The organism is Actinomadura sp. B10D3 (assembly GCF_039871695.1).
Lineage (GTDB): Bacteria > Actinomycetota > Actinomycetes > Streptosporangiales > Streptosporangiaceae > Spirillospora > Spirillospora madurae.
Window position 1 is genome coordinate 450692 of sequence record NZ_JBDPLY010000001.1, and the last position, 22676, is coordinate 473367.

The window sequence follows — 22676 nt, forward strand, 5'->3', positions numbered from 1 at the left end:
TCCCGCGGCCGGTCGGGGGTCGCCGAACGCTCCCATCCAGACCCGTCCCCTCGCCGTGGGGTCGGATATCAAGGTGGACCTGATGGCCCTCGACCGGGTCTCGCCGAAAGCGGTCGTCGCGCGGTGGCGGGTCCGGAACGACAGGGATCAGAAGTACTCCTTCGGGGGTGCCTTGAAGGTCCCCTGGAACACGCCGAAGCTCAATACGAACTCGATCGCCGGCGTCTCCCTGCTGGACGGAAAGAACTCCAAGCGCCACTTCCCCATGGGCTATCTCAACGGTGCGTGCCTCTGCACCCGCGGGTGGCCGTCCGTGCCGCCCAAGGGCAGCACGGACCTGGTGGCGGTCTTCCCTGCCCCGCCCGGCGACGTGACGCACATGGACGTGATGTTCCCGTCCGCTCCGCCGTTCCTCGACGTCCAGCTGGGCAGCCGCCCGGCCGAGCAGGTCGTGGTGGACGATGGCGGGGCGAAGGCCGACCCGAACACGGTGAAGGGCGGCGAGCCCCAGGTCTTCCCGCTCACGGTCCAGGTCGACGACGAGACCAAGTCCCAGGACGACGACGGGAACGACCTGCGGGTCCGCCTCTCGACGGACGTGCTCTTCGCCCTCAACAAGGCCGACCTCACTCCCAAGGCGCAGGCCGCGCTCAAGGACGTCGCGGCCAAGATCGACCAGTCCGCGGGCACCACGGTGAAGATCGACGGCCACACCGACAACAGCGGCAACGACGCCATCAACGACCCGCTCTCGGAGCGCCGCGCGCAGACGGTGAAGGCCGCTCTGGAGCGGCTCGTCACCCGGCAGGGGATCAACTACCAGGTGCGCGGGCACGGATCGAAGGATCCGATCGCCTCGAACGAGAACGAGGAGGGGCGCAGGGTCAACCGGCGCGTGACCGTCCTGTTCCCCAAGCCGAAGCCCCCGTCCCCGCCGCCCGCGGCGCCGGCGGCGCCGCCCACCCCGTCCGCGGACGGGAAGCTGCCCGTTCTCGGGACCGCGCCCAGCGGCAGCCCCCCGAAGGTGGTCGAGGGCAAATGGCCCGCGAAGGCCGAGGTGCGGATCAACGAGCTCAGGCGCGACCGCAACGGCTTCGTGTCCCTGGTCTGGACGCTCCGCAACGATGACGACAAGCCGCTCGACGCCTGGAGCTCCTCCCACGATTACAGCGGCATCTACGCGGAAGCCAGCACCAGCCTGGCCGCCATCGTTTCCGGCTCGCTTCGCTACCGTCCCGTCCGGGACTCCGTCAACAGGGAGACGCTGGGCCCCAACCTCAACGTCACGCCCTCGGACGACTACACGGTCGAGAAGGGTGAGGAATACACCCTGTGGGCGATGTTCAAGCTTCCCCCGGAGGTCAAGACCGCGAACGTGCAGATTCCGGGATTCCAGCCGGTGCAGAATCTGACGGTCAGCTGAGCGGTTCGCCGATCTGAGCCCCCGGGCCCGATTGGGTCCGGGGGCCCTGGGAAGCGGATGGACCGCGGGATAGCGTCCGAGAATGAGCGTCGATTCGGCCGGCGGGGGCCCTGGGGTTGAACTGGTAGAGGACGCACCGCGGCGCCTGGAGCAAATCCCGGACAACGAAGGCCGTACCCGGGGAGTACTCGGACAGTTCGGCCGCAGGGATTTCTGGATTCTCGCGGCGCGGGTGTCCGGTGTGCTGCTCCTCCTGTACGTCATCACGCGGAAGGTCGTCTTCTGGACGCCCGACGCGGTCTTCCTGATCCTGCTGGCGCTGTTCGCCATCTTCGGGCAGTCCCGGGTGTTCCTGAAGCGCCTCGGGCCCTTTCTGGCCCTGCTGATGCTGTACCAGGCCTTCGCGGGCATCGCCGACGACCTGAACGATCACGTCCACTACACGGCGATGATCGAGTTCGACCGGTGGCTCGCCGGGGGCGGGCTGCCGACCGAGTGGCTGCAGGAGCGGCTCTGGCGCGGCGGCGACCAGTGGTACGACTTCTACTTCTACGTGCTCTACACCTTCCATTTCGTGGCACCGCTGGTGCTGGCCACGGTGCTGTGGAAGAAGCGGCCGTCGATGTACTGGACGTTCGTGCTCTGCCTCGTCGGCCTGTCGCTGGCGGCGTTCGTCACCTACCTGGCCTATCCCGCCGCTCCGCCGTGGATGGCGGCGCAGGAGGGCCACATCGAACCCATCCAGCGGGTGACGGGCAGCGTGTGGAGCGCGATGGGCGGCGGCTCCTACGACACGTTCTACCGGCAGCTGTCGCCGAACGCGGTGGCCGCGGTGCCGTCCCTGCATTCGGCGTACCCACTGCTGTTCGTGCTGTTCGCGGCGAAGGCGTTCGGCTGGCGCTGGGTCTGGCCGCTGGTCGCGTACCCGGTGTCGATCTGGATCGGCGTGGTGTACTTCGGCGAGCACTACGTCCTGGACGTCCTGCTCGGCATCGCCTACGCGGTGGCCGCCTACCTCGTCCTGCCGAAGGTGATCGCGAGGTTCCGTCAGCGGCAGGACGGCGCGGACCAGACGACCCACCTCAGCCCGCGGCGCTCGGCCTCCCGGGCGCGCCAGCCCGGCGGGTGAGCGGGCCAGGTGGCCACGGCGGCGGTTCCCTCGGGCTGCCCGACGACGACGGTGCAGGCGCCCTCGGGCGGGCCGCCGGCCGGATCGAACTTCTCCAGTTCCGTCCAGGAGACCCGGAACGCCAGCCGTGAGTAGATGAGCAGCGAGCGGATGTGCTGCTCGTTCAGGGACGCCGCGACGGCGACTCCGCCCCGCTGCGCCTCACCGACCGGGGGAACGGGCTCGGCGCGCGGCTGGAGGAGCACGGCGGGCATCAGCAGCGCCGCGCTGAGGTTGACGGCGATCATGACCGCCACGAGGGCGACGGGCCCGAAGCGCCGGACTCCCCAGAACAGCAGGAGCAGGCCGCAGGCGGTGAGCGTCGTCCAGAGCGGTTTCAGCCCCGTCCAGAATCCGCCGAGCAGGCCGACCTCCGGGAAGTCGAACTGCAGGTAGATGTGGGTGGACGGCTTCATGCCGGAGATGCGCAGCGCGACCACCGCGCCGCAGCCCGCGAACACGAGTGCGCCGAGCACGACGGGTTTCGCCACCCGCGTCATGCGGACGAGCGCAGCCAGGCCGACCAGCACGTAGACGAACGCGAGGCACGACAGGTAGCGGCCGTAGGCGTGGTTCCCGTACCGCACCTCGTCGGGCAGGCCGGCGGCGGTCGCGTAGGCGATCCCGGCGGTGGTGGCGAGGACGGCCCCCGCCATGACGCGGTCGGCGGGCGGGGCGGTGCGCCGTCCCACCGCGTGCACCATGAGGACGAGCGCGACGCCGCCGAGCATCCAGGTCGCCGCGAGCATCGCCCACAGCTGCCCGACGGCGCCCGCGAGCGCCCAGCCCTGCCCGTCGAGCGTGGTCAGCCGCGTCCACAGCAGGTCCGAGCCCTCGAACGTGCCGTCCGGGTAGAGCCGGTCGCGCACGACGGAGTTGAAGAGCGTGACGGCTACGCCGCCCAGCACAGCGACGGCCGTGCCGATGAGCGCGGGGCGCCGGTTCCCGCCGCGCACGAGGCACCCCACCAGCACGAGAGCGTGCACGGCCATGACGACCATGCCCCGGCTGTGGACGGAGAGCGCGTAGCAGGCGAGCAGGCTCGCCCCGACCGCCGCGCCCGCCCCGCGCGACCGCACGAACCGGTCCAGGCAGAGCAGCCAGGCCAGGACGAGGACGGGCAGGAGCGCGTCCGACATCGCCACGCCGGACCAGAACGTGGTGGCCGGGAGGAACGCGGCCGTCCAGGCGAGGGGAAGGGCGCTCCGGCGGGTCAGCCCGAGCCGCCGCAGCGCCGCGAAGCCGAGCGGGAAGGCGGTGGCGCCGATCAGCGCGTTGATGGCGAGGGCGATCCTGTACACCACGGCCGGGTCGTCGCCGACCAGGTACGCGGGCGTCAGGAGCAGGGCGTAGCCGCCCTGGTAGAAGGTGGCGCCGGAGAGGTCGGTGCCGGGGCCGCCGGTGAACCAGCGCGCCGCGACGAGGTAGCCGGTCTCGTCCGGATACACGGGCGGGGCGTCGAGGCCCCGCGTCAGCATCAGCCGGACGACGACCTGGGCCAGCCACCCGGCGGGCAGCAGCCAGAGCCACGACCGCCGGGCCCGCGGCTCGGCGGGGACGGCCGGAGCAGGCGGTTCGGGCGGAGCGAGAGGCTCGGTCACCGGCTCACTCTAGGCTCGCCGGGCCCTGGGCTGAATGGGATGAAGCACCGCCACCTGCACTTTGGGTCCGGATTTGGGGCCGGGGGCCCAGCGCGCCGCACCCGCCGGAAGGGTCGGGCGTTGGGGTCCGGATGGGGCCTCGGGGCCCATGCGCCGGGCGGTCCGGGCGGGGTTCGATGCCTTCATCCCCGCTTTTACCGGCATCCCCGCTGTACCGGCCCTAGGAGAGGCATCGTGCGTCCAGGTCGAGATCGCGGTGAGGGGGCCGTCAGCCATATCGCGGTGATCCTCGTCCTCGCCGCCGTCGTCGCGGTGGTGGCCACCTCGCCCCTCGGCGGGAAGGTCGCGGGCGGCCTGGAGTCGGCGGTCTGCGAGGTGTCCGGGGACGCCGGCTGCGCCGAGCAGCCCCGCACCGAGGCCGGGCCGTCGGGGCCGGGCCTGACGTCCGCGCCGCCCACCGGCGGCACCGAGACGCAGGGGCCGCCCCGGGAACCGAGCCCCAGCCCGGGACCGTCGGTCGAGCAGCCGCCGCCACCGCCGAAGCCGAGGGCGCAGACCGAGACCGAGGCGGTCCTCAACGAGACCCAGATGGGCCGTGACGCGCTCCGGTGGGTGAAGGACAACGGGGTCCGCGTCGTCTACCGCAAGGGCGGCGGCTCCTACTGGAGCGACGATGACAAGGTGTTCTACATCGACACCTCGCAGACGCCCGAAGAGCGCGCGAACACCTTCATCCACGAGGTCAACCACGCCAAGAACCGCAACGTGCCCGACCCCAAGAAGATGGGCCGGGAGGAGTACGTCGACCGGGCCATCGACGAGGAGACCCAGGGCGTCCTCGACGAGATCAAGAACAACCAGGAGCTGCAGCGGGTGCGGGGGAAGAACAACGCCCCGCCGGATACGCTGCTGCAGGCCGAGTACGAGGCGGCCTACCGGGACGCCATCGCCGCGGAGAACAGGGCGCGGGCCCAGGCGCAGAGGCCGCCGCTGACCCCCGAAGGGGAGCGCCAGGTCGGCGAGGACGCGGGCCGGCGGCGCGTGAAGGAAGCCTTCGAGAATGGTGAGGTGGTCTCCTCAGTGGACGGGAACACCTACCCCGAGAACTACGGAGACGCGTGGGATGACGCGAACAAGAGCTGCTTCCTCTGGGTCTTCTGCTGACCGCTGGACGCGGCGAGCGGTGATCGCGTGGGTGGTCGTCGTGGCCCTGCTCGGCGCGGCCGGGTGCGCGGGCGACGCCTCCGGCGGTTCGTCGTCCGCGCCGAACCGGCGGCCGGACGAGCAGGTCCGCCGGGCGATCGCCGCCGCGCTCGCCCAGCAGGGCCGCAAGGAGGAGGCGTCGATCGTCACCCGCGGCGGCTCCCGGCTGACCCCGCTGCCCGCGCCGTTCCTGCGGAGCTGGCGGGTGTACCAGGTCGACTACCGGCAGGGCGCGCACCCGGTGCGGCTGCACGTCGCGAGCGGCGGCGCGCGGGCGCTGCTGCTGACCGGCGACCCGAAGGCGTTCACCGCGATGACGGAGGCGGACGGCACCGCCGTCGCGGACCCGGCCGCCGCGACGGCGCTCGCCCGCCTCTACCTGGAGACCACCCGCCCGCCCGGCAAGCTCACCTACATCGTCGGCTCGGTCGACGAGATCAGGTTCCGCCCGAACATCACCGGGGAGGCCGCGCGGCGCCGCGACCGCGTCATCGCCCGGTACCGCCCCGACATCGCGGCGCCGGCGGCGGTCGCCAGGGGGAAGGGGTTCGCGGTCACCGCGTACGTCGTCCGGGACCGGGCGCTGGAGCGCCGCGAGCTCACCGTCGCCAGGGACGGGAAGACCCGGGAGAAGGTCGTGACGCTCGTCAAGGACCTGCCCGTGCCCTACACGGTCTGACGCGATGTCCCTGGACGCGGACGCGGACACCGCCGTCGCCGCCGGGGGCGAGGCGGGCGCCGGCGCGGCCCCGGCGGGGGCGGTGCCGGCCGTCGTGCTGTACACGGCGACGTCCCTGGTCGCGTCCGGGCTGCTGTTCTCCGTGGAGCCGATGGTCGCCAAGCTGCTCCTGCCCGCCTACGGCGGCTCGCCGATGGTGTGGAACACCGCGGTCCTGTTCTTCCAGGGCGCGCTGCTCGCCGGGTACGCGTACGCGCACTGGTCCCAGCGGCGGCTCGGGCGCCGGCGCCAGCCGCTCGTCCACCTGGGGCTGGTGGCGCTGCCGCTCGCCGTGCTGCCCCTCGCGCTGCCGGAGTGGACCGTCGCGCCGGAGGGGGCGCCGGCCGCGCTGTGGCTCCTGCTGGTCCTGGCCGTGCTCGTGGGGGCGCCGTTCGCCGTGCTCGCGACGACCGGCCCGCTCGTCCAGCGCTGGTACTCGTGGTCGCGGCTGCCGCGCTCGGACGATCCGTACTTCCTCTACGCGGCGGGCAACGCCGGGAGCCTCGCCGCGCTGCTGGCCTACCCGTTCGTGATCGAGCCCGCGGCCGGCCTCGCGGCGCAGACCCGCTGGTGGTCGGCCGGGTACGTGCTGTTCGCCGTGCTGATGGCGGCGTGCGCGGTCGTGGTGCGCGTCCGGCGTCCCGCGGAGGAGACCCGCGAGGCGGCGGAACCGGGCGAGACCATCACCTGGCGGCGCCGCGGCGTCTGGCTGGGGCTGGCGTTCCTGCCCTCGTCGCTGATGCTCGGCGTCACCACGCACATGTCGACCGACATCGCCCCGGTGCCGCTGATGTGGGTGGTGCCGCTCGCGCTGTACCTGCTCACGTTCATCGTCGCCTTCGCCGTCCCGACCCGGCGGTGGCTGCCCCCGGCGGTGACGGCGGCGGCGGCGTGCGCCGCGATCCTGCCGGTGCTGTTCGTCCAGTTCAGCGACGCCCTGCCCGCCTACGGGCTGGTCCTGGACCTGTTCGTCCTCGGCGCGGGCGGCCTCGCCTGCCACGGCCTGCTGGCCCGGGACCGCCCGGGCCCCGCGCGGCTGACCGAGTTCTTCCTGCTGGTCTCGCTCGGCGGGACGCTGGGCGGGCTGTTCAACGGCCTCCTCGCGCCGGTGCTGTTCGACTGGGTCGCCGAGCTCCCGCTGGTGGTGGCGTCCCTCGGGCTGCTGCTGTGGGTGGGGCCGCGCACGTCCCCGAAGCTCGGACGCACGGGCAAGGCCGCGCTCCTCACCGGCCCCACGCTCACGCTCCTGCTGTGGACGCTGGCAGGCAGTGTGTGGGGCATCCTGCTCGGCGCGCTCCTCGCCGTGGCGTCGTGCGTGCTGCTGACCCGGACGCGCGGCCCGTTCGCGCTCCTCGTGGCGGCGGCGGTCCTGCTGCTCATCGGCGTCCAGTACCGCGACTCGCCGCACCGGGAGCGCACCTTCTTCGGCGCCTACAAGATCATCGACAGGGAGGCGCGCCGCGACTTCGTGCACGGCACCACGGTGCACGGCACGCAGCTCCGCGACCCGGCCGAGCACCGGACCCCGACGGCGTACTACGCGCGCAGCGGCCCCCTCGGCGACGTCTTCGCCGCGTACGGCGGCATCGGCCGGGTGGCCGCCGTCGGCCTCGGCGCCGGGACCGTCGCGGCGTACGGCCGGGCGGGCCAGCGGTTCGACTTCTACGAGATCGACCCCGCTGTGATCCGCGTCGCCCGGGAACGCTTCACGTACCTGCGGGACTGCCCGTGCGACGTCCGGACGTTCGCCGGCGACGGGCGGTTGCGGCTGGCCGCGTCCCCGGACGGCTCCTACGACCTGATCGTGCTGGACGCCTTCAGCTCCGACGCGGTGCCCGCCCACCTGCTCACCCGCGAGGCCCTCCGCCTCTACCTCCGCAAGCTCCGGCCCGGCGGCGTCCTCGCGTTCCATGTGAGCAACCGCCACCTCGACCTCGCGCCGATGCTCGGCGCGACCGCCGGGGCCGAAGGGCTCACCGCGATCTCGCGGATCGGCGGGGACGGAACGGACGCCGGCCTGAAATCGCAGTGGGTGGTCGTCGCGCGCGGCGCCGCCGATCTGCACCCGCTCCGCGCACGCCCCGGCCGCTGGCACGACGTCGCCCCCACCGGCCCCGTGTGGACGGACACCTATTCCTCCCTCTGGGGAGTCCTGCGGATGGCGGCGTCCTGAGTGCGTCCGGTCGGCGGCCGGAGGGGCCTGACGGCGCGGCCGGACGCGGTTGTCCGGGCCCAGTCAACTTGGGTCCCGCGAGCGGGCAGGGATGGGCTTCCAGGCCCATCCCTGCCCGATCTTCGGCCGGTATCGTCCCGCTACGGAACCAGTTGGGCGGCTGCGCACGCGGGGTGAGCGCGATGGCGGGACTGATCGGCATCATCGTCGGCACTGCCACTCTGCTGCTCCAGTTCTCCGTGATCCGGGTGTCCGGCCTGGACGTGTCGTCGGCCGCGGTGGCGGTGGTCCGGGCGTGCGCGGCGTCCGCCGTCCTGTCCTCCTGGATCGCCATCGACAGGACCGACCGGCGGATCGGCAGGCCGTCCTCGCGCACGCTCGTCGCCGTGCCGGTGACCGCCGTGCTGGTCGCGCTGTTCTCGGTAAAGGCGATGCCGTTCATCCTCGCCGAGACCGAGCCCGCCATGTACGGGGGCGCGATGGCGGCGGTCGTCATCGGCAGCGCGGCCGGCGTCCTTCCCGCCTTCGGCCGGGACTTTCTCGCGGCCGGGCTGACGGTCCTGCTCACCGCGGTGGGGGAGCAGGCGGTGTCCCTCACCGCTCCGCGGGCGGTGTGGCTCGTGCTTCCGGTCGTCTTCCTGGCCGTGCTCCTCGGAACCCGGACGGCGGGACGCGCGGGACCGCTTCCCGTGGCGCTGGCGGCCGGCGCGCCCGTGGCGGTGGCCGCGGTCGTGGTCGCGGTCGGGACGCGGGTCGCCGGCGACGCGCACCCGGCGCCGGTGCGGCTCGGGTGGATCGCGGCGGGCTGCGCGCTCGGCGGACTGATCGCCCTGAGCCTGCCCCTCGCCCGCCGGCTCGCGCCGGGACGGATACGGGCGTCCGGCGCCGTCCGCCCCATGCCGGGTGACGCGGACGGCTGACATGGACGCCTGACAGCCCGCAAAGGTTTACCGCATCGGTGACCGGATCGGGCCAATTGGGCCCAGAATGGGTCCCCGGGCTCACAACGGCGACCGGAAGCGGCGCCTACATTGCTCTCGTGCTCAAGCGTCACCTGCTCATCGCGCCCCTGCTCGCCGCTCTCGCCGCCTGCGGCGCGGTGACGGGGGACAAGCCCCCCGCCGGGCTGAGCCGCTACCACGGCGACCGCTTCCAGCTCGACTACCCGTCGGACTGGGGCGTGCGGGAGGGCAAGGCCGGCAGCCGCCCGTCCGTCCAGTTCAACGGCCCGTCCCGCGACGACGGCACCCGCTCCGCCGAGGTGCAGGTCATCGACTGGGGCGACTGGCGCAACTCCCTGCTGGACAAGCTCGTCCAGTTCCGCGGGGCCGCACCGCGCTCCGGCTACGAGATCGAGAAAGAGGAGCCGGTCATGGTGTCCGGGGCCGAGGCCGCGCACCGCTTCCACTACTCGACCGAGATCAAGACGGTGACGGGCGCGAAGGTGCGGATGCGGCTCACCGAGACGTTCGTCCTGACGGAGAAGCGGCGGCTGCTGGACGTCATCGCCCGGTCGCCCGAGGGCACCGCCGGCAAGGAGCGGCTCGCCACGATCCTCGGCTCGTTCGCCGTCGAGGAGAAGGACGGCTGGTTCGGCGACCGCTGACCCGCGGCCGCTTCGCCCAGGATTGGGCCCTGGGACCCTGTGACCCCGCGGCCCCCTCTCCTAGTGTTGGAGCGATCATGCAAGCTCCCGCGCATCCGGTGGTGACCTGGTGAAGCTCGCGCGCTGGCGGCGGGGCCGCGGCGACGAAGGATCCACGCAGATCGTCATGCTGATGGCCTGCGTGTGCACGGTCGCGCTCACCGTCATGCTCGTCCCGCTGGCGCACGCCAACGACATGCGGACCCGGGCGCAGAGCGGTGCCGACGCGGCGGCCATCGGCGCCGTCAAGCCGCTGCGGGACGAGGTCATCCGGGTCGCCATGCTCGGCATGCTGCCGAACGACGTCGGCCTCTGGGCGATCGCGCCCAACATCAAGGTCGACCAGGACAAGCTCCCGTACCACCGGTCGGCGGAGGACTACGCGCGCCGCAACGACACCGTCGTGACGGAGAAGGTCAGGCCGTCCGGTGCCAGGGGCTACACGATGAAGGTGTCGGTGCGCAGCGCCGACTGCCGGCTCAAGGACGAGGACGAGCTCACCGCCAAGGACCGCAAGGACCTCGCCGAGCGCCGGAACCTGTGCACCGACTCCGAGGGCAAGGAAGGCATCGCCAAGAGCTACGGCACGGCCTCCGCGATCGCCCAGTTGCAACTGCCGCCCTGCCGGGGCGTCACCTTCCCGACGCCCGGTGACGACGGCGACGGGGACGGCATGATCCTGTTCCACGAGCTGTACTGCGACGACATCAAGATCTGGACGTCCGGCGGTTACCGCGCGCCCCGCCGGGTCCTCCTGCGGCTGTTCAAGATCCGGCTGGTCGCCAAGGAGGACGAGGAGTACAAGGGCCGTCCCGTCATCCCGGGCGGCGAGGGCTTCAGCGCGATGCTCCCCGACGCGAGCACGTGCCCCGAGGGCGGCCCGATGGGCCCCGAGAACATCACCCCCCGGATGCGCTGCGTCCGCGACCTGATCAAGCAGAAGTTCACGGTGCCCAAGGGCATCGGGTGCTACCGCGCCAACGGCGGCATCACGGGCGGCGGGGAGCACCCCCTCGGCCGCGCCTGCGACTTCATGATCAGCGGCCCGAACGGCCCGTCCCAGTCGGAGGCGGAGCTCGGTTTCGCCATCGCCAACTGGGCCTACGCCAATGCCCGAGAACTCGGCATTTACTACGTCATCTACCGCCAGCACATCTACAACCCGCAGCGGCATGCGGAGGGCTGGCGGCCGATGGAGGACCGCGGCAGCATCACGCAGAACCATTTCGACCACGTCCATATCTCGGTTCTGTAGCCGGTTTCAATGGCACCTGTCTGATATTGGGCCCATGATGGGCCCGTGGGCCCGTTCGCCCCGTGAACGCCTCCCGTACCTTCGCTTGCGTGCCGACGGGTGGCGGGAAGATGAACGGCACCGGGACTTTTCGTGATCGCGGAGAGGGGCCGGTCAGCTATCTCGCCGCGATTCTGCTCATCGGCGCCATTCTCGCCGTCATCGCCGTTTCCGGGGTCGCCGCCGCGGTCACGACCGGCACCGAGGACGCCATCTGCAAGGTGCTGCGGGTGGGCGGGCTCGGCTGCGGGGACGAGGAGCCCCCGCCGGTGGCCGACAGCCCGGGCCCCACGTACACGGGCGGGCCGACCGGAGATCCCACGGGCGCCCCCTCGGACGGCCCGACCGGTGATCCTTCGGACGCCCCGACGGGTGATCCCTCGGACGGCCCGACCGGTGATCCTTCGGGCGGCCCGACGGGTGAACCGACCGACGAGCCGACGGGTGAACCGACCGACAGCCCCACGGGTACGCCGACCGGGCCCTCGCCGTCGCCGTCCGGGAGCCCGTCGCCGTCCGGGAGCCCGTCGCCGTCCGGGAGCCCGACCCCCTCGCCGTCGCCGACGCAGCCCGTCCGGCCGGTCACGAAACCCGAGCCGATCTGCTCCGGGGACCGCGACATCGGGTACCGCGACCTGACGGTGATCGTGCCCGTCCGGTACGTCAACGTCCGCGGCAGCGTCCGGGTCTTCTACACGATCACCAAGGTCATCGGAAACGACGGCAAGGCCCGCTGGGTCGTCGATGTCGGCGGCTTCGGGGAACTCGGCGCCGCCGCCCCCAACCTGCCGTTCCTGAAAGGCGCGTGGCTCGGCGGCAACGGCACCGGGACGCAGACCTTCTCGTTCGACAACGAGAAAGAGGCCAAGGACTTTCCGCGCAAGTACGCCACCGCGCTCGCCAAGAAGTCGGTGGAGTACAACCCGGCCATCGCCCCGCTGCTCAAAGTGCCGTTCGTCGGCGACAAACTGCGGGAATGGCTCGGCGACACCTCCCTGAAGACGCCGGACAAGACGTCGGTGGAGGTCGGGCCCGCCGGCGGGGCGACGCCGAGCATCCCGCTCCCGGGCGAGGTCGTCGACGCGAACGCGCCGACCCGGTTCTGGTCGATGGGGGGAGTCGCCCGCGACAAGGACGGCAACTGGATCCTCAACCTCCGCGACAAGGCGCTCACCGACCCGACGGTCCTGGTGGACCTCAGCAAGCTCCCCAAGCAGGTCACGCAGCGGGGCGCGAACGCTGTGGTCACCTATCTGGAGAAGCAGGGGCAGAAGAAGTTCGGGCCGGAGTTCAAGGTGCCGCCCAAGCTGCGTACCTACGTCTCCACCGCCGTGAAGAGAGGGCTCAAGGCGGGGATGACCGTCGAGTTCATCGGCCAGAACGATCTGCAGTACACGCTCGACAAGCACGGGAACCCGGTGGAGTTCACCCGCTCCGCGACGTTCTCCTGGACGGCGCGGCTGCGGGGCAACGTCTCGCCCGTCAAGAACGTCCCGATCACGGGCCAGGTGCCGCTGCCGGCCTTCAGCGGGGGGCGCACGACCACGAACTACGCGCTCGACCTACGAGATCCGCTGAACCGGGCCGAGGCGACGCGCCTGATGGCGCAGGGCGCCCTCACCTGGAAGACCGGGCTGGGGTCGGCCGTCAACCAGCTGACACCGCAGGGACGAAGACTCGACGAGCTCTTCAGGCAGCGCGGCACGGTGACAGAGTTGACCTACGACGAGTCCGCCGGAGGTCTCAGCGGCGGCATCGAAGGGCTCGGCAAGCGCAGGGGCGAGGGAGCGGTGCGTCTCGAAGGCGAGAACGGCCACTCCGTGCTGACCGGCGCGAAGATCTGGCGAGATGGACAAGGATGGGTGCCATGGACCGAATGCCATCGTTGAGCCGGGGGCCGGGGTGAGACCGGAGCTGCGCGCGGTCGGCGAGGGCGCGCTGGTGATGGCCGGCACGCTCGTCCTGCTCATGCTGGGCGTCGTGGTGGTCGGCGTGCTGCCCGCGGACGCCGTCCTCGGCTCGGGCTTCTTCTGGACGGCTACCGTGGTCGGCGGCGTCGTCCTGCTGCTCGGCGCGGCGGTCGCCGGGGGACTGGCCGTCCGCCGGCTGAGCGGCGCGGCCTGGGTCCGCTCGGCGCTGGCCCTCGCCGGACCGGTGGGCGTGGTCGCGCTGCTCGCCGTCCCCACCTGGGCGGGCGGTGAACGCGCCGCCGGGTCGCTTTACCTGGGCGCGACCCTCTGCGGGGGCGTCGCCGGCGTCCTGATCTCTCCGCGGCTCGGCGCCGCGCGGGGGCGGTGAGCGCGATGCAGGTCGTCATCGCGAGCCTCACCACCCTGGCGGCCGCGGCGCTCCTGGTCTCCGCGCCCGCCTTCCTGGTCCGCAGGCTCGGGTTCCTGGGCCGGGCCGAGCTCGCCTACGGCCAGGTCGCGGGCCGGAACGTGGAGCATTCCGGGGACGGCGTGTCCACCGCCCGGCTCCAGGTCCGCTACCGGGCCGCGGACGGGCGGGAGTACACCCTCGAACAGAAGTCGGAGCATGACCGGAAGGTCGGCGAGACCGTCGAGGTCCTCTACGATCCGGCCGAGCCCAAGCGCGCCCACCTGAAGTTCGGCATGACCTACGTGGTCGTGATGACCCTGGTCATGCTGGCGATCGGGGCGGGCCTCGGCTTCTTCGCGCTGATGATGTGGCAGGCATGAGCATGAGGAGCCTGATGTCCCGTCTCGCCGTCCTGCTGTGCGCGTTGTCGCTCGCCGCGGGCTGCTCCGGCGGCGGAAGCGGCGGAGGCGGCGGAGGCGGAAGCGGTGGAGACGGGGGCGGCGGAGACGCGGGCGGGGGCGGCGGTCCCGCGGCCCCGCCGAAACCGCCCGAGGGGTACACCCTCTACAAGGGCGACGTGTACGCGTTCGCGCACCCGTCCGGCTGGGTCTTCCGCACCTCCACCGACGACAACAACTGGCCGCTCGTCGAAGGGCATCCGCCGAACGCGGCGAACGACGGCAGCGGCGGCCAGGTCATCGTCTCCCGCGTCGACGGCTACGACGGCTCGATGCGGGACATGATGGTGCAGGCCCGCGCCGTCAACCAGGTGAACGGGCGGCGCGTGGTCAGCGAGACCGCGGCGAAGGTGGCGGGCGCCCGGGAGGCGCGCCGGATCGAGACCGAGTACGACGCCCGCTTCCAGGGCGGGCTCACCGTCAAGATCCGCAGCGTCGACGTCTACGCGCTCACCCGGAACCGGACGATGCTCGACCTGACGGTGCGGGGCGCGCAGGCGAAGTTCGACGCGGCCGGGCTGCCGCAGGTGGTGTCGAGCTTCACCGTCCTCGGATGACCGCTCCCCGGGGAGCCCGCTCCTCGCCCCGTCCGGCGCCTTGGCGCGGCGGCGGGCCGCTCGGTAACATCCCCGGATATCCCCGACCTGTGATGCGAGGCCAGGATGGTGAGGCGGGACGAGCCGGCGGGCGGCCCCGCGTGACCGGGTCCGCGGTCGAGGAGCCGTCCCCCTCGGCATGGTCCTGGCGCGCCGACTGGACCGTCCCGATCCGGCGCCACGCGGTCCCGGCGGCGGTGGGCGCGGCACTCGGAGTGGCGCTGCTCGCCTGGCTGACCGGCCCGCGCCCCGACCTCCCCGCGTTCGCCTACCTGATGGTCGTGGGCGTCGCCCTCGCCGTCGTGGACGTCCATCTGCGCCGGCTGCCCGACCCGCTGACGCTCACGTCCTATCCGCTCGGCATCGCCCTCCTGGGGGCGGCGGCACCGTTCACCGACGACGGCGGCCACCGGTTCACGTCGGCGCTCATCGGCCTCGCGGTCCTGTGGGCCCTGTTCCTGGTGCAGTGGTTCATCGTCCCGTCGGCGATGGGGCTCGGCGACGTCAAGCTCTCCGGCGTGCTCGGCCTCTACCTCGGCTGGCTCGGGGCGGACGCCTGGCTGCTGGGCGTGCTCGCGATGTTCCTGTTCGGCGGCCTGTACTCCGCCGGTCTGCTGGTCGCGCGCCGGGCGCGGTTCAAGTCGACGATCCCGTTCGGCCCGTTCATGCTCGCCGGAGCCCTCGCCGGAATCGTGCTCTACGCCTGAGCGGTCGTTCACGACGCCCAGGTGCCCTAGAGTGTGGCGGTGCCGCTGAGTGGGTGCTGGTGATGTCGAACTTCGCTTTCGGACTCCTCCTGCTGGTCTTCGGCGCGGGTTTCGGCATCGGAGGCGTTCACCGCTACCGCGCCGGCCGCTCATTCCTGGCCGCGGCACAGCGGGTTCCGGGCGTCGTCGTAGGGACACACCGGGTGTCGCGCACCGATTCCTACGAGTACTTCCCCATTCTGCGTTTCCGCACCTTGGACGGTGCGGACATCGAGACCGTCGGGCAGACGAACGCCGGATCCTACGAGCTCCTCAGACTCAAGGGCCACCAGGTGGACGTGCTCTACGACCCGCGGGACCCGCGGTCGGCGCGGATGGACACCTCCTCCGGACGCGGCCAGGCGGGCTCGGTCACCCTGGCCGCCCTCGGCTGCCTTCTGACCGGGGTCGCGCTCGTCGTGATGTTCATGGCCGTGACCTGACCCACGGCGGTCGTGCCGGAGTTCTACTGCCAGGTCGCCGTGTCGGGGTCGATGCCGTGGGCGCGTGCGCCGGCGTCGATGATCTGACGGAACCACGTGGCCAGGCCGGCGCGGATGCCGTCGTAGTGGGCCGCGAACTCCGGATCGGCCTCGAACCTGCGGCCCAGGCAGACCTGCATCTGCCTGGTGAGCGGAAAATACGAGGCGAAGACCTCGCGGTGCCGCTCGACGAGTCGGTCCGCTTCTGGGCTGCCGGGTGTGACGCCGGCGTCCATCGCGTCCGCGAGGGCGCGTTCGAGGTCGGCGACGGCGTCGGCGACGGCCTGCCATTCCGCCGGACCGCGGGACGCCGAACGTTCGGCGTACTGGAGCCATTGCGGCGTGTGCCCGTAGCGCCGGCGGGCCTCGGCGGGCCAGTCCGGGTTCCACCGGGGGCCGAAGATCGCGGCCTGCTGCCCGGCGGTCAGCAGCAGGCCGCGCTCGTGGGCGTCGATCATCCGGTCCAGCCCGGCGCCGAGCCGCCGGAGACGGTCGATCCGCTCGGCGACCTGGGCGCGCTGCGCCCGCAACGCGCCGGGCACGTCCGCGGTAGAGCCGTCCAGGAGGTCCCGGATCCTGCCCAGGCCGAGACCGAGCTCCTTGTAGACGACGATGCGGTGGAGGCGTTCCAGATCACCGGCGGTGTAGAGCCGGTAGCCGGCGGCCGTGCGCAGCGACGGGCACGCCAGGCCGATCTCGTCCCAGTGATGCAGTGCGCGGACCGTCACGCCCAGACGCGTCGAGACCTGACCTACGGTCAGGCCGTCGGGGTCAGTGGCATCAGGCATGCTCCTCATTGTCGTCGCCCGCGCCCGGTGGGGTGATCCCGATCGCTGCAAGGTCCCGCGCCTCCTGGCTGTCCGGATCGAAGGGCTTGGCCGCGGTGAGGACGACCCGCGCGTTCTCCGGGGTGATCACCTCCAGGTCCCGGGTGTTCCAGGGCGTGTCCCGCGGACCATCGACCGAGTCCGGGCGCATCGCGCGGCACGCCTCGGCAAGGTCATCGATCTGGCCGAGCACGCACGCGAAGCCGACGCTCATCGCCGGCGGTCGCTCCGGAACGCTCTCCGCCGTGACGAGGAGCACGTCCTGGAACGCCCACCGGCGCAGGTGCACGAGCCTGCCGGGGATGCTGAACAGGTCGAAGAACCCGAGCCCGCGGATCCAGAAGTCCGCCGAGGCCGCCAGATCGCTCGTGGGAACCGTCACGAACGCGGGCATTCCATAGATGCCGCGGAACGGCTCCGGCGGAACCGCGTCCGGGCCGGGAGCAGGCACGGGGCTGATCTCGAACGCGCTGTAGTGGTCGCTCATGCACCCACCTTCGAGCCTCACGCGGCGTGAGGGTCAAGCCGTGGGCCGAGCGTCTCAGCCGCAGAGCTTGCGGCCGGCCTTGACGCCTCCGCCGATCCTGTTGATGGCGGGCGGGGCGAGCCGGACGCCGTTCTTGCCGATGACGAGCCGGACACCGTCCCGCGGACCGGCGGGGTCGGCGCTGAGCATCGCGTTCGGGACGTCCCGCGCGAGCGCCGACGCCTGCGCCTCGGCGGACGGCGCGTAGACGAGGCGGCTCGCCGGCGCGTCGGCGGCCTTCTCCACCTTCTTCGCCACCTTGTAGCCGCGCTGCCGGAGCTGCTTCGCGACGCGCTCGACCCGTTCGTCCCGTGCGCCCGCGTCGACGACGGTGACGTTCACCTTGCCGGGCGCGGGCGGCGCCGGCTTCGCCGGGCCGGGCTTCGCCGGCGCGGCGGGCAGTTCGTCGTCGTGCCGGATCGCCTCGAACAGCGGTTTCGCGAGTGCCTCGTTCCACTGGACGCGGTTGGGGTCGGGGGCGTACCCCTCCACCGGGACGGTCACGAAGCGCACCTGCCCGGCGCTCATCCCCTTGAGCCCGTCCGCCAGCTTGCGCATCGCCGCGAGGTCCAGGTCGTCGTCGGTCGTCATCGACTTCGTCGCGGCCTTGAGGAACTTGTACGTCTTCGCCGGGTCGGTGAGGACGGAACCGCTGGTGGCCTTGTCGACGACCGCCGCCATGAACTTCTGCTGCCGCTCGATCCGCTCCAGGTCCGAGCCGTCGCCGAGCGAGTAGCGGGCCCGGACGTAGCCGAGCGCCTCGTCACCCTTCACGGTCTGCTTGCCCGCCGGCAGATGGAGCTCGGCCCGCGGGTCGTTGACGGGCTTGTCGACGCAGATCTCGACACCTCCCAGGGCGTCCACCATCCGCTTGAAGCCCGCGAAGTCCACCTGCACGAAATGGTCGATGTGGATGCCGGTGAGCGATTCCAGCATCTTCCAGGTGCAGGTCGGTCCCGCGAACGCGAACGCCGAGTTGAGCATCCCGAACTGCGCGGGGACGGTGCCGCCCTTCTCCTTCCTGCAGGACGGGATCTTCACCATCGAGTCGCGCGGGAAGCTGATCCCGACCGCCTGGTCCCGGTTCGGCGACAGGTGCAGCAGGATCGTGGTGTCCGACCGCGCCCCGGCCATCCCGGGCACCGCGTACTCGGAGTTCTCGCCCTCCCGCGTGTCGGACCCGATCAGCAGGATGTTGAGCGACTTGTTCAGCTTCGCCGGACGGTTCGCGCCGAGCCTGTCATCGACGCTCTCCTTGTCGATGCCGCCGACCAGGTCGTGGTAGAGCCAGGCCGCCCCGCCGCCCCCGACCAGCAGCACAGCGGCCGCACCGGCGGCCACCCACCGCCACACGCGCCGCCGCTTCCGACCGCCACCGCCGGCCTCCGCGCCGTCGCCGTCTTCGGTGAGCCCCTCGGAGGCCCGGCCTTCCTGCCCGGCTACACCGTCGGCGGCCTCGCCGTCGTCCTCGACCGCGTGCCCGTCCGGGTCTTCCTGCCCGTCCTCGCTCTCGGCGGTGGGTCCGGACGGTTCGGCCTGGTGCGCGGGGGCGCCGCCGGTCTCCTCGGGCCTCGTGCCCTCTTCGGACGTGTCTGTGGTGCCGCCGTCCTGCGGTGCGGGGGTGGAGTGGGCGGCGTTCTCCCCCGCGAGGTCGTCGCGGCGAGGGGCGTTGTCGCTCATCGGTCCCGTCTCGGGCGGGCCCTGTCGAGGGCGCGTGGTCTGCGTGGTGGTGGAGGGCGCCGATCACGAAGGAAGGAACGCCTCCTCTTGTTGGATGCCTAAGCCGCCTGTTCTGTTGACACGATGGCGCAAATGGCGGTCTCTCCGCGGGATGGTTTTCCGTACGATCGATGCCGTGAACGCGGGGTGGGTGATCGGCGATCGGTTCACCATGCTCGACCGGATCGGTTCGGGGGGCACGAGTCGTGTGTGGCGGGCCTTCGACCGTATGGAGCGGCGGTACTGCGCGGCCAAGCTGGTGCGGCAGCCGGGGCCGACGTCGATGCTGCGGGTCGTCCGGGAACGGGCGCTCCGGCTGGCCCATCCGCATGTGCTGACCCCGTACGCGTCCTGCATGGCCTACGAGGACGTCCTTCTCGCCATGGACCTCGTGCGCGGCGGGTCGCTGGAGACGCTCCTCGGCGATTACGGCAGGCTGCCGCCCGCGTATGCGGCCGAGGTTCTGGACCAGTTGCTGGCCGCGTTGAGCCACATCCACGGGGCCGGGGTGATCCATCGGGACGTGAAGCCCGCCAACCTCCTGCTGGAGCCGAGTCCCGTCGGGGCGCCGCACGTGCGCCTGGCCGATTTCGGCATCGCGCTCGGCGAGGACGGGCTGCGCTTCACCACGACCGGGTTCACCGTGGGGACGCCCGGCTACCTGGCCCCCGAGGTGCTCGACTGGAACCGGCCGGGCCCGCGCCAGGACCTGTACGCCGCGGGCATGGTCGCCTGGCGCATGCTGACCGGCGCCGGTGACCCCGAGCCGCGGCAGCGGGTCGGACCGCCGCCTCCCGGCGTGCCGCCCGTGCTGTGGACGGTGGTGATGCGCCTGTGCGCAGCCGACCCGGCGCAGCGCCCGGCCAGTGCGGACGAGGCCCGCCGCGCCCTCGCCGAGTGCCGTCTCGACCTGCGGTTCCCCGTCCGGACCTTGGACGGGGAACCCCTGCAGATCTTCGACCACCTGGGCCCGCCACCGGTCTGACCCCCGGCGCCCGGTGTCCCGATCATTGGATGGGGACGTTGGGGATCTGGCCGAACGGCCCCGCGTTGAAGGTGACGCTCTTCACGGTGGGCGGGGGAGCCGGGACGTAGAAGAAGCCGCGGTTGCCGGTGCCGGGCTCGGTCCTGAAGGCCGACCAGCCGGGATCGACGAAGGCGCCGCCCTCGCCGCCCATGCGGACGCCGCGGTAGACGGTCCGGGTGGCGGGGTCCGTGACGGTGAAGTCGCCGAAGGTGCCGCCGCCCGATGCCGAGTAGTTCTCGGTGGGGGCGGGGCCGCGCTCGGGGCCGAGGTTCACGATGTCGAACACGACGACGAGGTAGGCGCCGTCGCGGTAGAACGGCTTCACGTCGATGCGGCGCCTGTCTCCCTTGCCCGAGCCGAAGGTCGCGGAGCGGGCGGCCACCGTGCGGCCGTCGGGGCGGAAGGAGGCCGGCGGGCCGGCGGTGCCGCCGCGCCGTTCCTGCTCCGCGCGGGAGGTGGTGGTGCTCGTCTCGGTCGTCTGCTGCTTGATCTGGTACGAGATCTCGACGCGGCGGTTCCGCTGCCGGGCCTGCTCGTCGTCGGGGCCGTTCTCCTTGGCGACGGGCTCGGTCTCGCCCTTCCCCTCGGCCCGGTACCGGTAGGCGGTGCCCAGCCTGGCCTGGAGCTCCCTGAGCACGGTGTCGGCGCGCCTCTGGGAGAGCGACATGTTGTAGTCGTGGGCGCCCTTGCCGTCGGTGTGCCCGGTGATCAGGATCGGGGGCCTGGCCGGGTCGGCCTTCGCCCTCGTCTCGGCGGCGACCTGGTCGAGGACGCTCTTCGCCCGGCCGGTGAGCGTGGCCTTGTCGAACTCGAACAGCACGTCCGTGCGCAGGCCGACCTTCTCCTCCGAGCCGCTGCTGGAGGTCGACTTCACGTCGCCCTCGGTGAGGCCGTAGAGGTCGAAGGTGCCGCCTTTCGCGGGGGCGTCGAGGCCGCGCACCGGCCAGGCCACCCGGCTGCCCGGCGCCGGCTTGTCGGTGAGGTCCGGCGTCGGCGCGGTCGGCTTGATCGGGCCCCGGCCGTCGACGACGGGCACGCCGGTGAACTCGCCCGCCGTGGTCGGCGTGACGACCGTGATGCGGTCCAGCGACCGGGGCAGGGCCGGGAACTCCAGGATGGTCTCGTAATGCGCGCCCGGGTGGGCGGAGGTGATGAACAGGTTGCTGCCGACGGTCTTGTCGGCGTCGTCGTACAGGGGCGTGTACGCCTTGTGGCCGACTGGGTCGACCAGCTTGAAATGCAGGTTGCCGAACGCCGAGCCGGCGATCGTGGTTCCGAACGAGTAGTGCTGTGGCTTCTTGTCCGGGTTGGTCAGGTAGAAGCGCAGCACGGACCGGTCACCGCGGCGTTCGACCTGCTTCATCTCGATCCGCGAGTGGCCGCCGTTCAGCGACGACCACGCGTCCTTGACCATGGGGCCGGTGTACGGCTTCGGCTTGCCCGAAGCCGTACCTCGTCCCGCCCGGTTCTCCTCGGTGTCGCCGGAGCATCCCGCCAGGAGCGGCGGGAGCAGGAGTAAGACGCCGGCGATCCTTCCTGTACGCATCGGGCACCTTTCGAAGTCGGTCTGGGTGCTTCGGCGGGGTGCGGAGGGTCAGCGGGTGGCGGAGATGACCACGCGGCGGTTCTTGGCGCGTCCGGCGGGATCGTCGGAGCCGCCCGGCTTGGTGTTGGGGTGGGCCGGCTTGCTCTCGCCGTAGCCGGTGGCCTTCAGGCGGGACCGGTCGATGCCGCCCTTGGTGGCCAGCCAGTCGACGATGGCCTGCGCGCGACGTTCGGACAAGGTCTGGTTGGACGCCGTGTCGCCCTTGGCGTCGGTGTGGCCGTCCACCTGGATGGGGGCGTCGCCGGGGACCTCCTTGCCGATCGACTCGGCGATCTTGGTCAGCTCGGCCGCCGCGGCGGGCTTGATGTCGGCCTTGCCGAAGTCGAAGAGGACGTCGGCCTTGATGTCGTAGGCGATGCTGTCCTCGCCCTTGATGACCTGCCCCGGGCCGGCCGTGTACGCCTTGAGGGTCGCGCCGGGGACGCTGACCCCGGGGACGCTCACGCCGGGCACCGACACGCCGGGCACGCTGACCGAGGGGATGCATTCGCCCGCGTCGTTGCAGGCGCGCGGCCGGTAGACCGCGGTGCGGTAGAGGGCGCTGCGGTAGAGGGCGCTGCGGTAGAGCGCGGCCCGGTACACGGAGCTGACGTACTGCCCTTCCTCGGACGGCTTGCTCTGGCACACCTCCAGGCGGGTGACGGACAGGCGCGTCACGGCCAGGCGCGAGACCTCCGAGCGCGTCACCGGCGAGACGTCGATGCCCGGGGCCTTGACGCCGGGGATCGTCACGCCGGGAAGGGTGACGGGCGGGATCGTGACGCCCGGGATGGTGATCGCGCCGAGGCAGCCGCCCGGGGCGGGCTTGTGCTCGACGCACTGCGCCGGGATGTGCTGGGCGGGGATGTCCACGCCCGGGATCGTCGCGGCCGGGATCTTCTGGCCGCTGATCGTCGCCTCCGGGATGCGCACCGGGTCGCTGTGCACGGCCGGGATCTCGACCGCCTTGATCAGCTGCCCGCCGTCCGGGCAGCTCGTCGGCTCCGGCCCGGTGGGGGTGGGGGGCGCGGTTGGCGGGGCGGGGCCCCCGCTCGTCCTGCCCTGGCCGCCCGCGGTCTTCCTCGGCCGCTCGTCGCCGCCGCACGCGGCCAGGGACAGCCCGGCCGCCAGGAAGACGGCGAGTACTCGTGATGCTCGCTGCATGG

21 protein-coding genes are annotated in these 22676 nt (G+C 72.1%); 15 read left to right on the top strand and 6 right to left on the bottom strand.

Features of this window, described 5'->3' with window-relative positions; all coding sequences use genetic code 11:
* The first annotated feature begins 82 nt into the window (after positions 1-82).
* Together ABGB11_RS01905 and ABGB11_RS01910 are read left to right on the top strand one after the other, a co-directional pair.
* Positions 83-1423 carry an OmpA family protein gene (locus ABGB11_RS01905; protein ID WP_347628083.1) on the top strand — a complete coding sequence of 447 codons (1341 nt, stop codon included), beginning with the start codon at positions 83-85 and terminating at the stop codon, positions 1421-1423.
* Positions 1424-1664: 241 nt separating this feature from the next.
* Positions 1665-2552: a phosphatase PAP2 family protein gene (locus tag ABGB11_RS01910; RefSeq protein WP_347628085.1), complete on the top strand. Its 888-nt coding sequence runs from the start codon at positions 1665-1667 to the stop codon at positions 2550-2552.
* Here ABGB11_RS01910 and ABGB11_RS01915 read toward each other — a convergent pair.
* Positions 2471-4192, bottom strand: coding sequence for a hypothetical protein (locus ABGB11_RS01915; RefSeq protein ID WP_347628087.1), 1722 nt, complete (start codon positions 4190-4192; stop codon positions 2471-2473). The two genes, ABGB11_RS01910 and ABGB11_RS01915, sit on opposite strands and share 82 nt — an antisense overlap.
* 234 nt (positions 4193-4426) lie before the next feature.
* On the opposite strand from ABGB11_RS01915, the gene ABGB11_RS01920 reads away from it, so the two are divergent.
* The 12 genes from ABGB11_RS01920 (at position 4427) to ABGB11_RS01975 (ending at position 15787) form a co-directional block, all read left to right on the top strand.
* A complete protein-coding gene (locus ABGB11_RS01920) occupies positions 4427-5356 on the top strand; it encodes a hypothetical protein (RefSeq protein WP_347628089.1) in 930 nt (309 codons plus the stop codon).
* 19 nt (positions 5357-5375) lie between these two features.
* Positions 5376-6074, top strand: a complete 699-nt coding sequence (locus tag ABGB11_RS01925) for a hypothetical protein (protein ID WP_347628091.1) — start codon at positions 5376-5378, stop codon at positions 6072-6074.
* A 4-nt stretch (positions 6075-6078) separates the two neighbouring features.
* The gene (locus tag ABGB11_RS01930; RefSeq protein WP_347628093.1) at positions 6079-8286 is read left to right on the top strand and encodes a fused MFS/spermidine synthase; all 2208 of its coding nucleotides are present in this window, start codon (positions 6079-6081) and stop codon (positions 8284-8286) included.
* A gap of 182 nt (positions 8287-8468) precedes the next feature.
* On the top strand, positions 8469-9206 hold the full coding sequence (locus ABGB11_RS01935) for a hypothetical protein (protein ID WP_347628095.1): 738 nt from the start codon (positions 8469-8471) through the stop codon (positions 9204-9206).
* Positions 9207-9325: 119 nt separating this feature from the next.
* The gene (locus tag ABGB11_RS01940; protein ID WP_347628097.1) at positions 9326-9892 is read left to right on the top strand and encodes a hypothetical protein; all 567 of its coding nucleotides are present in this window, start codon (positions 9326-9328) and stop codon (positions 9890-9892) included.
* A 109-nt stretch (positions 9893-10001) separates the two neighbouring features.
* Entirely contained in the window at positions 10002-11186 is a 1185-nt protein-coding gene (locus tag ABGB11_RS01945; protein WP_347628099.1) for a Tad domain-containing protein, read from the top strand.
* 89 nt (positions 11187-11275) lie between these two features.
* On the top strand, positions 11276-13114 hold the full coding sequence (locus ABGB11_RS01950) for a PT domain-containing protein (RefSeq protein ID WP_347628101.1): 1839 nt from the start codon (positions 11276-11278) through the stop codon (positions 13112-13114).
* A gap of 13 nt (positions 13115-13127) precedes the next feature.
* Positions 13128-13523, top strand: a complete 396-nt coding sequence (locus tag ABGB11_RS01955) for a hypothetical protein (RefSeq protein WP_347628103.1) — start codon at positions 13128-13130, stop codon at positions 13521-13523.
* Between the two features lie 5 nt (positions 13524-13528).
* The gene (locus tag ABGB11_RS01960; protein ID WP_347628104.1) at positions 13529-13924 is read left to right on the top strand and encodes a DUF3592 domain-containing protein; all 396 of its coding nucleotides are present in this window, start codon (positions 13529-13531) and stop codon (positions 13922-13924) included.
* Positions 13921-14559: a hypothetical protein gene (locus ABGB11_RS01965; protein WP_347628106.1), complete on the top strand. Its 639-nt coding sequence runs from the start codon at positions 13921-13923 to the stop codon at positions 14557-14559. The genes ABGB11_RS01960 and ABGB11_RS01965 overlap by 4 nt, the downstream gene beginning before the upstream one ends.
* Before the next feature lie 140 nt (positions 14560-14699).
* On the top strand, positions 14700-15305 hold the full coding sequence (locus ABGB11_RS01970; protein WP_347628108.1) for an A24 family peptidase: 606 nt from the start codon (positions 14700-14702) through the stop codon (positions 15303-15305).
* A gap of 62 nt (positions 15306-15367) precedes the next feature.
* Positions 15368-15787 carry a DUF3592 domain-containing protein gene (locus ABGB11_RS01975; protein WP_347628110.1) on the top strand — a complete coding sequence of 140 codons (420 nt, stop codon included), beginning with the start codon at positions 15368-15370 and terminating at the stop codon, positions 15785-15787.
* 23 nt (positions 15788-15810) lie between these two features.
* On the opposite strand, the gene ABGB11_RS01980 is transcribed toward ABGB11_RS01975, so the two are convergent.
* Genes ABGB11_RS01980 through ABGB11_RS01990 form a run of 3 tightly spaced genes read right to left on the bottom strand, consistent with a single transcriptional unit; the run spans position 15811 to position 18859 of the window.
* Positions 15811-16614: a MerR family transcriptional regulator gene (locus ABGB11_RS01980; RefSeq protein ID WP_347628111.1), complete on the bottom strand. Its 804-nt coding sequence runs from the start codon at positions 16612-16614 to the stop codon at positions 15811-15813.
* Entirely contained in the window at positions 16607-17140 is a 534-nt protein-coding gene (locus ABGB11_RS01985; RefSeq protein ID WP_347628113.1) for a VOC family protein, read from the bottom strand. The genes ABGB11_RS01980 and ABGB11_RS01985 overlap by 8 nt, the downstream gene beginning before the upstream one ends.
* Before the next feature lie 54 nt (positions 17141-17194).
* A complete protein-coding gene (locus ABGB11_RS01990) occupies positions 17195-18859 on the bottom strand; it encodes an LCP family protein (protein WP_347628115.1) in 1665 nt (554 codons plus the stop codon).
* A gap of 175 nt (positions 18860-19034) precedes the next feature.
* On the opposite strand from ABGB11_RS01990, the gene ABGB11_RS01995 reads away from it, so the two are divergent.
* The gene (locus tag ABGB11_RS01995; protein ID WP_347628117.1) at positions 19035-19883 is read left to right on the top strand and encodes a serine/threonine-protein kinase; all 849 of its coding nucleotides are present in this window, start codon (positions 19035-19037) and stop codon (positions 19881-19883) included.
* 22 nt (positions 19884-19905) lie between these two features.
* Here ABGB11_RS01995 and ABGB11_RS02000 read toward each other — a convergent pair whose 3' ends face one another.
* Positions 19906-21471: an OmpA family protein gene (locus ABGB11_RS02000; RefSeq protein WP_347628119.1), complete on the bottom strand. Its 1566-nt coding sequence runs from the start codon at positions 21469-21471 to the stop codon at positions 19906-19908.
* A 48-nt stretch (positions 21472-21519) separates the two neighbouring features.
* Positions 21520-22674 (bottom strand): OmpA family protein, encoded by a 1155-nt coding sequence (locus tag ABGB11_RS02005; protein ID WP_347628121.1) that lies wholly within the window; start codon positions 22672-22674, stop codon positions 21520-21522.
* Positions 22675-22676 lie beyond the last annotated feature (2 nt).

Bases quoted from the DNA above. Each gene is read 5' to 3' on its own strand.
- ABGB11_RS01905 (WP_347628083.1), top strand. From the start codon at position 83: ATGGCCCTCGACCGGGTCTCGCCGAAAGCGGTCGTCGCGCGGTGGCGG.
- ABGB11_RS01930 (WP_347628093.1), top strand. From the start codon at position 6,079: ATGTCCCTGGACGCGGACGCGGACACCGCCGTCGCCGCCGGGGGCGAG.
- ABGB11_RS01935 (WP_347628095.1), top strand. From the start codon at position 8,469: ATGGCGGGACTGATCGGCATCATCGTCGGCACTGCCACTCTGCTGCTC.
- ABGB11_RS01960 (WP_347628104.1), top strand. From the start codon at position 13,529: ATGCAGGTCGTCATCGCGAGCCTCACCACCCTGGCGGCCGCGGCGCTC.
- ABGB11_RS01965 (WP_347628106.1), top strand. From the start codon at position 13,921: ATGAGCATGAGGAGCCTGATGTCCCGTCTCGCCGTCCTGCTGTGCGCG.
- ABGB11_RS01975 (WP_347628110.1), top strand. From the start codon at position 15,368: ATGTCGAACTTCGCTTTCGGACTCCTCCTGCTGGTCTTCGGCGCGGGT.
- ABGB11_RS01980 (WP_347628111.1), bottom strand. From the start codon at position 16,614: ATGCCTGATGCCACTGACCCCGACGGCCTGACCGTAGGTCAGGTCTCG.
- ABGB11_RS01985 (WP_347628113.1), bottom strand. From the start codon at position 17,140: ATGAGCGACCACTACAGCGCGTTCGAGATCAGCCCCGTGCCTGCTCCC.
- ABGB11_RS01990 (WP_347628115.1), bottom strand. From the start codon at position 18,859: ATGAGCGACAACGCCCCTCGCCGCGACGACCTCGCGGGGGAGAACGCC.
- ABGB11_RS02000 (WP_347628119.1), bottom strand. From the start codon at position 21,471: ATGCGTACAGGAAGGATCGCCGGCGTCTTACTCCTGCTCCCGCCGCTC.
- ABGB11_RS02005 (WP_347628121.1), bottom strand. From the start codon at position 22,674: ATGCAGCGAGCATCACGAGTACTCGCCGTCTTCCTGGCGGCCGGGCTG.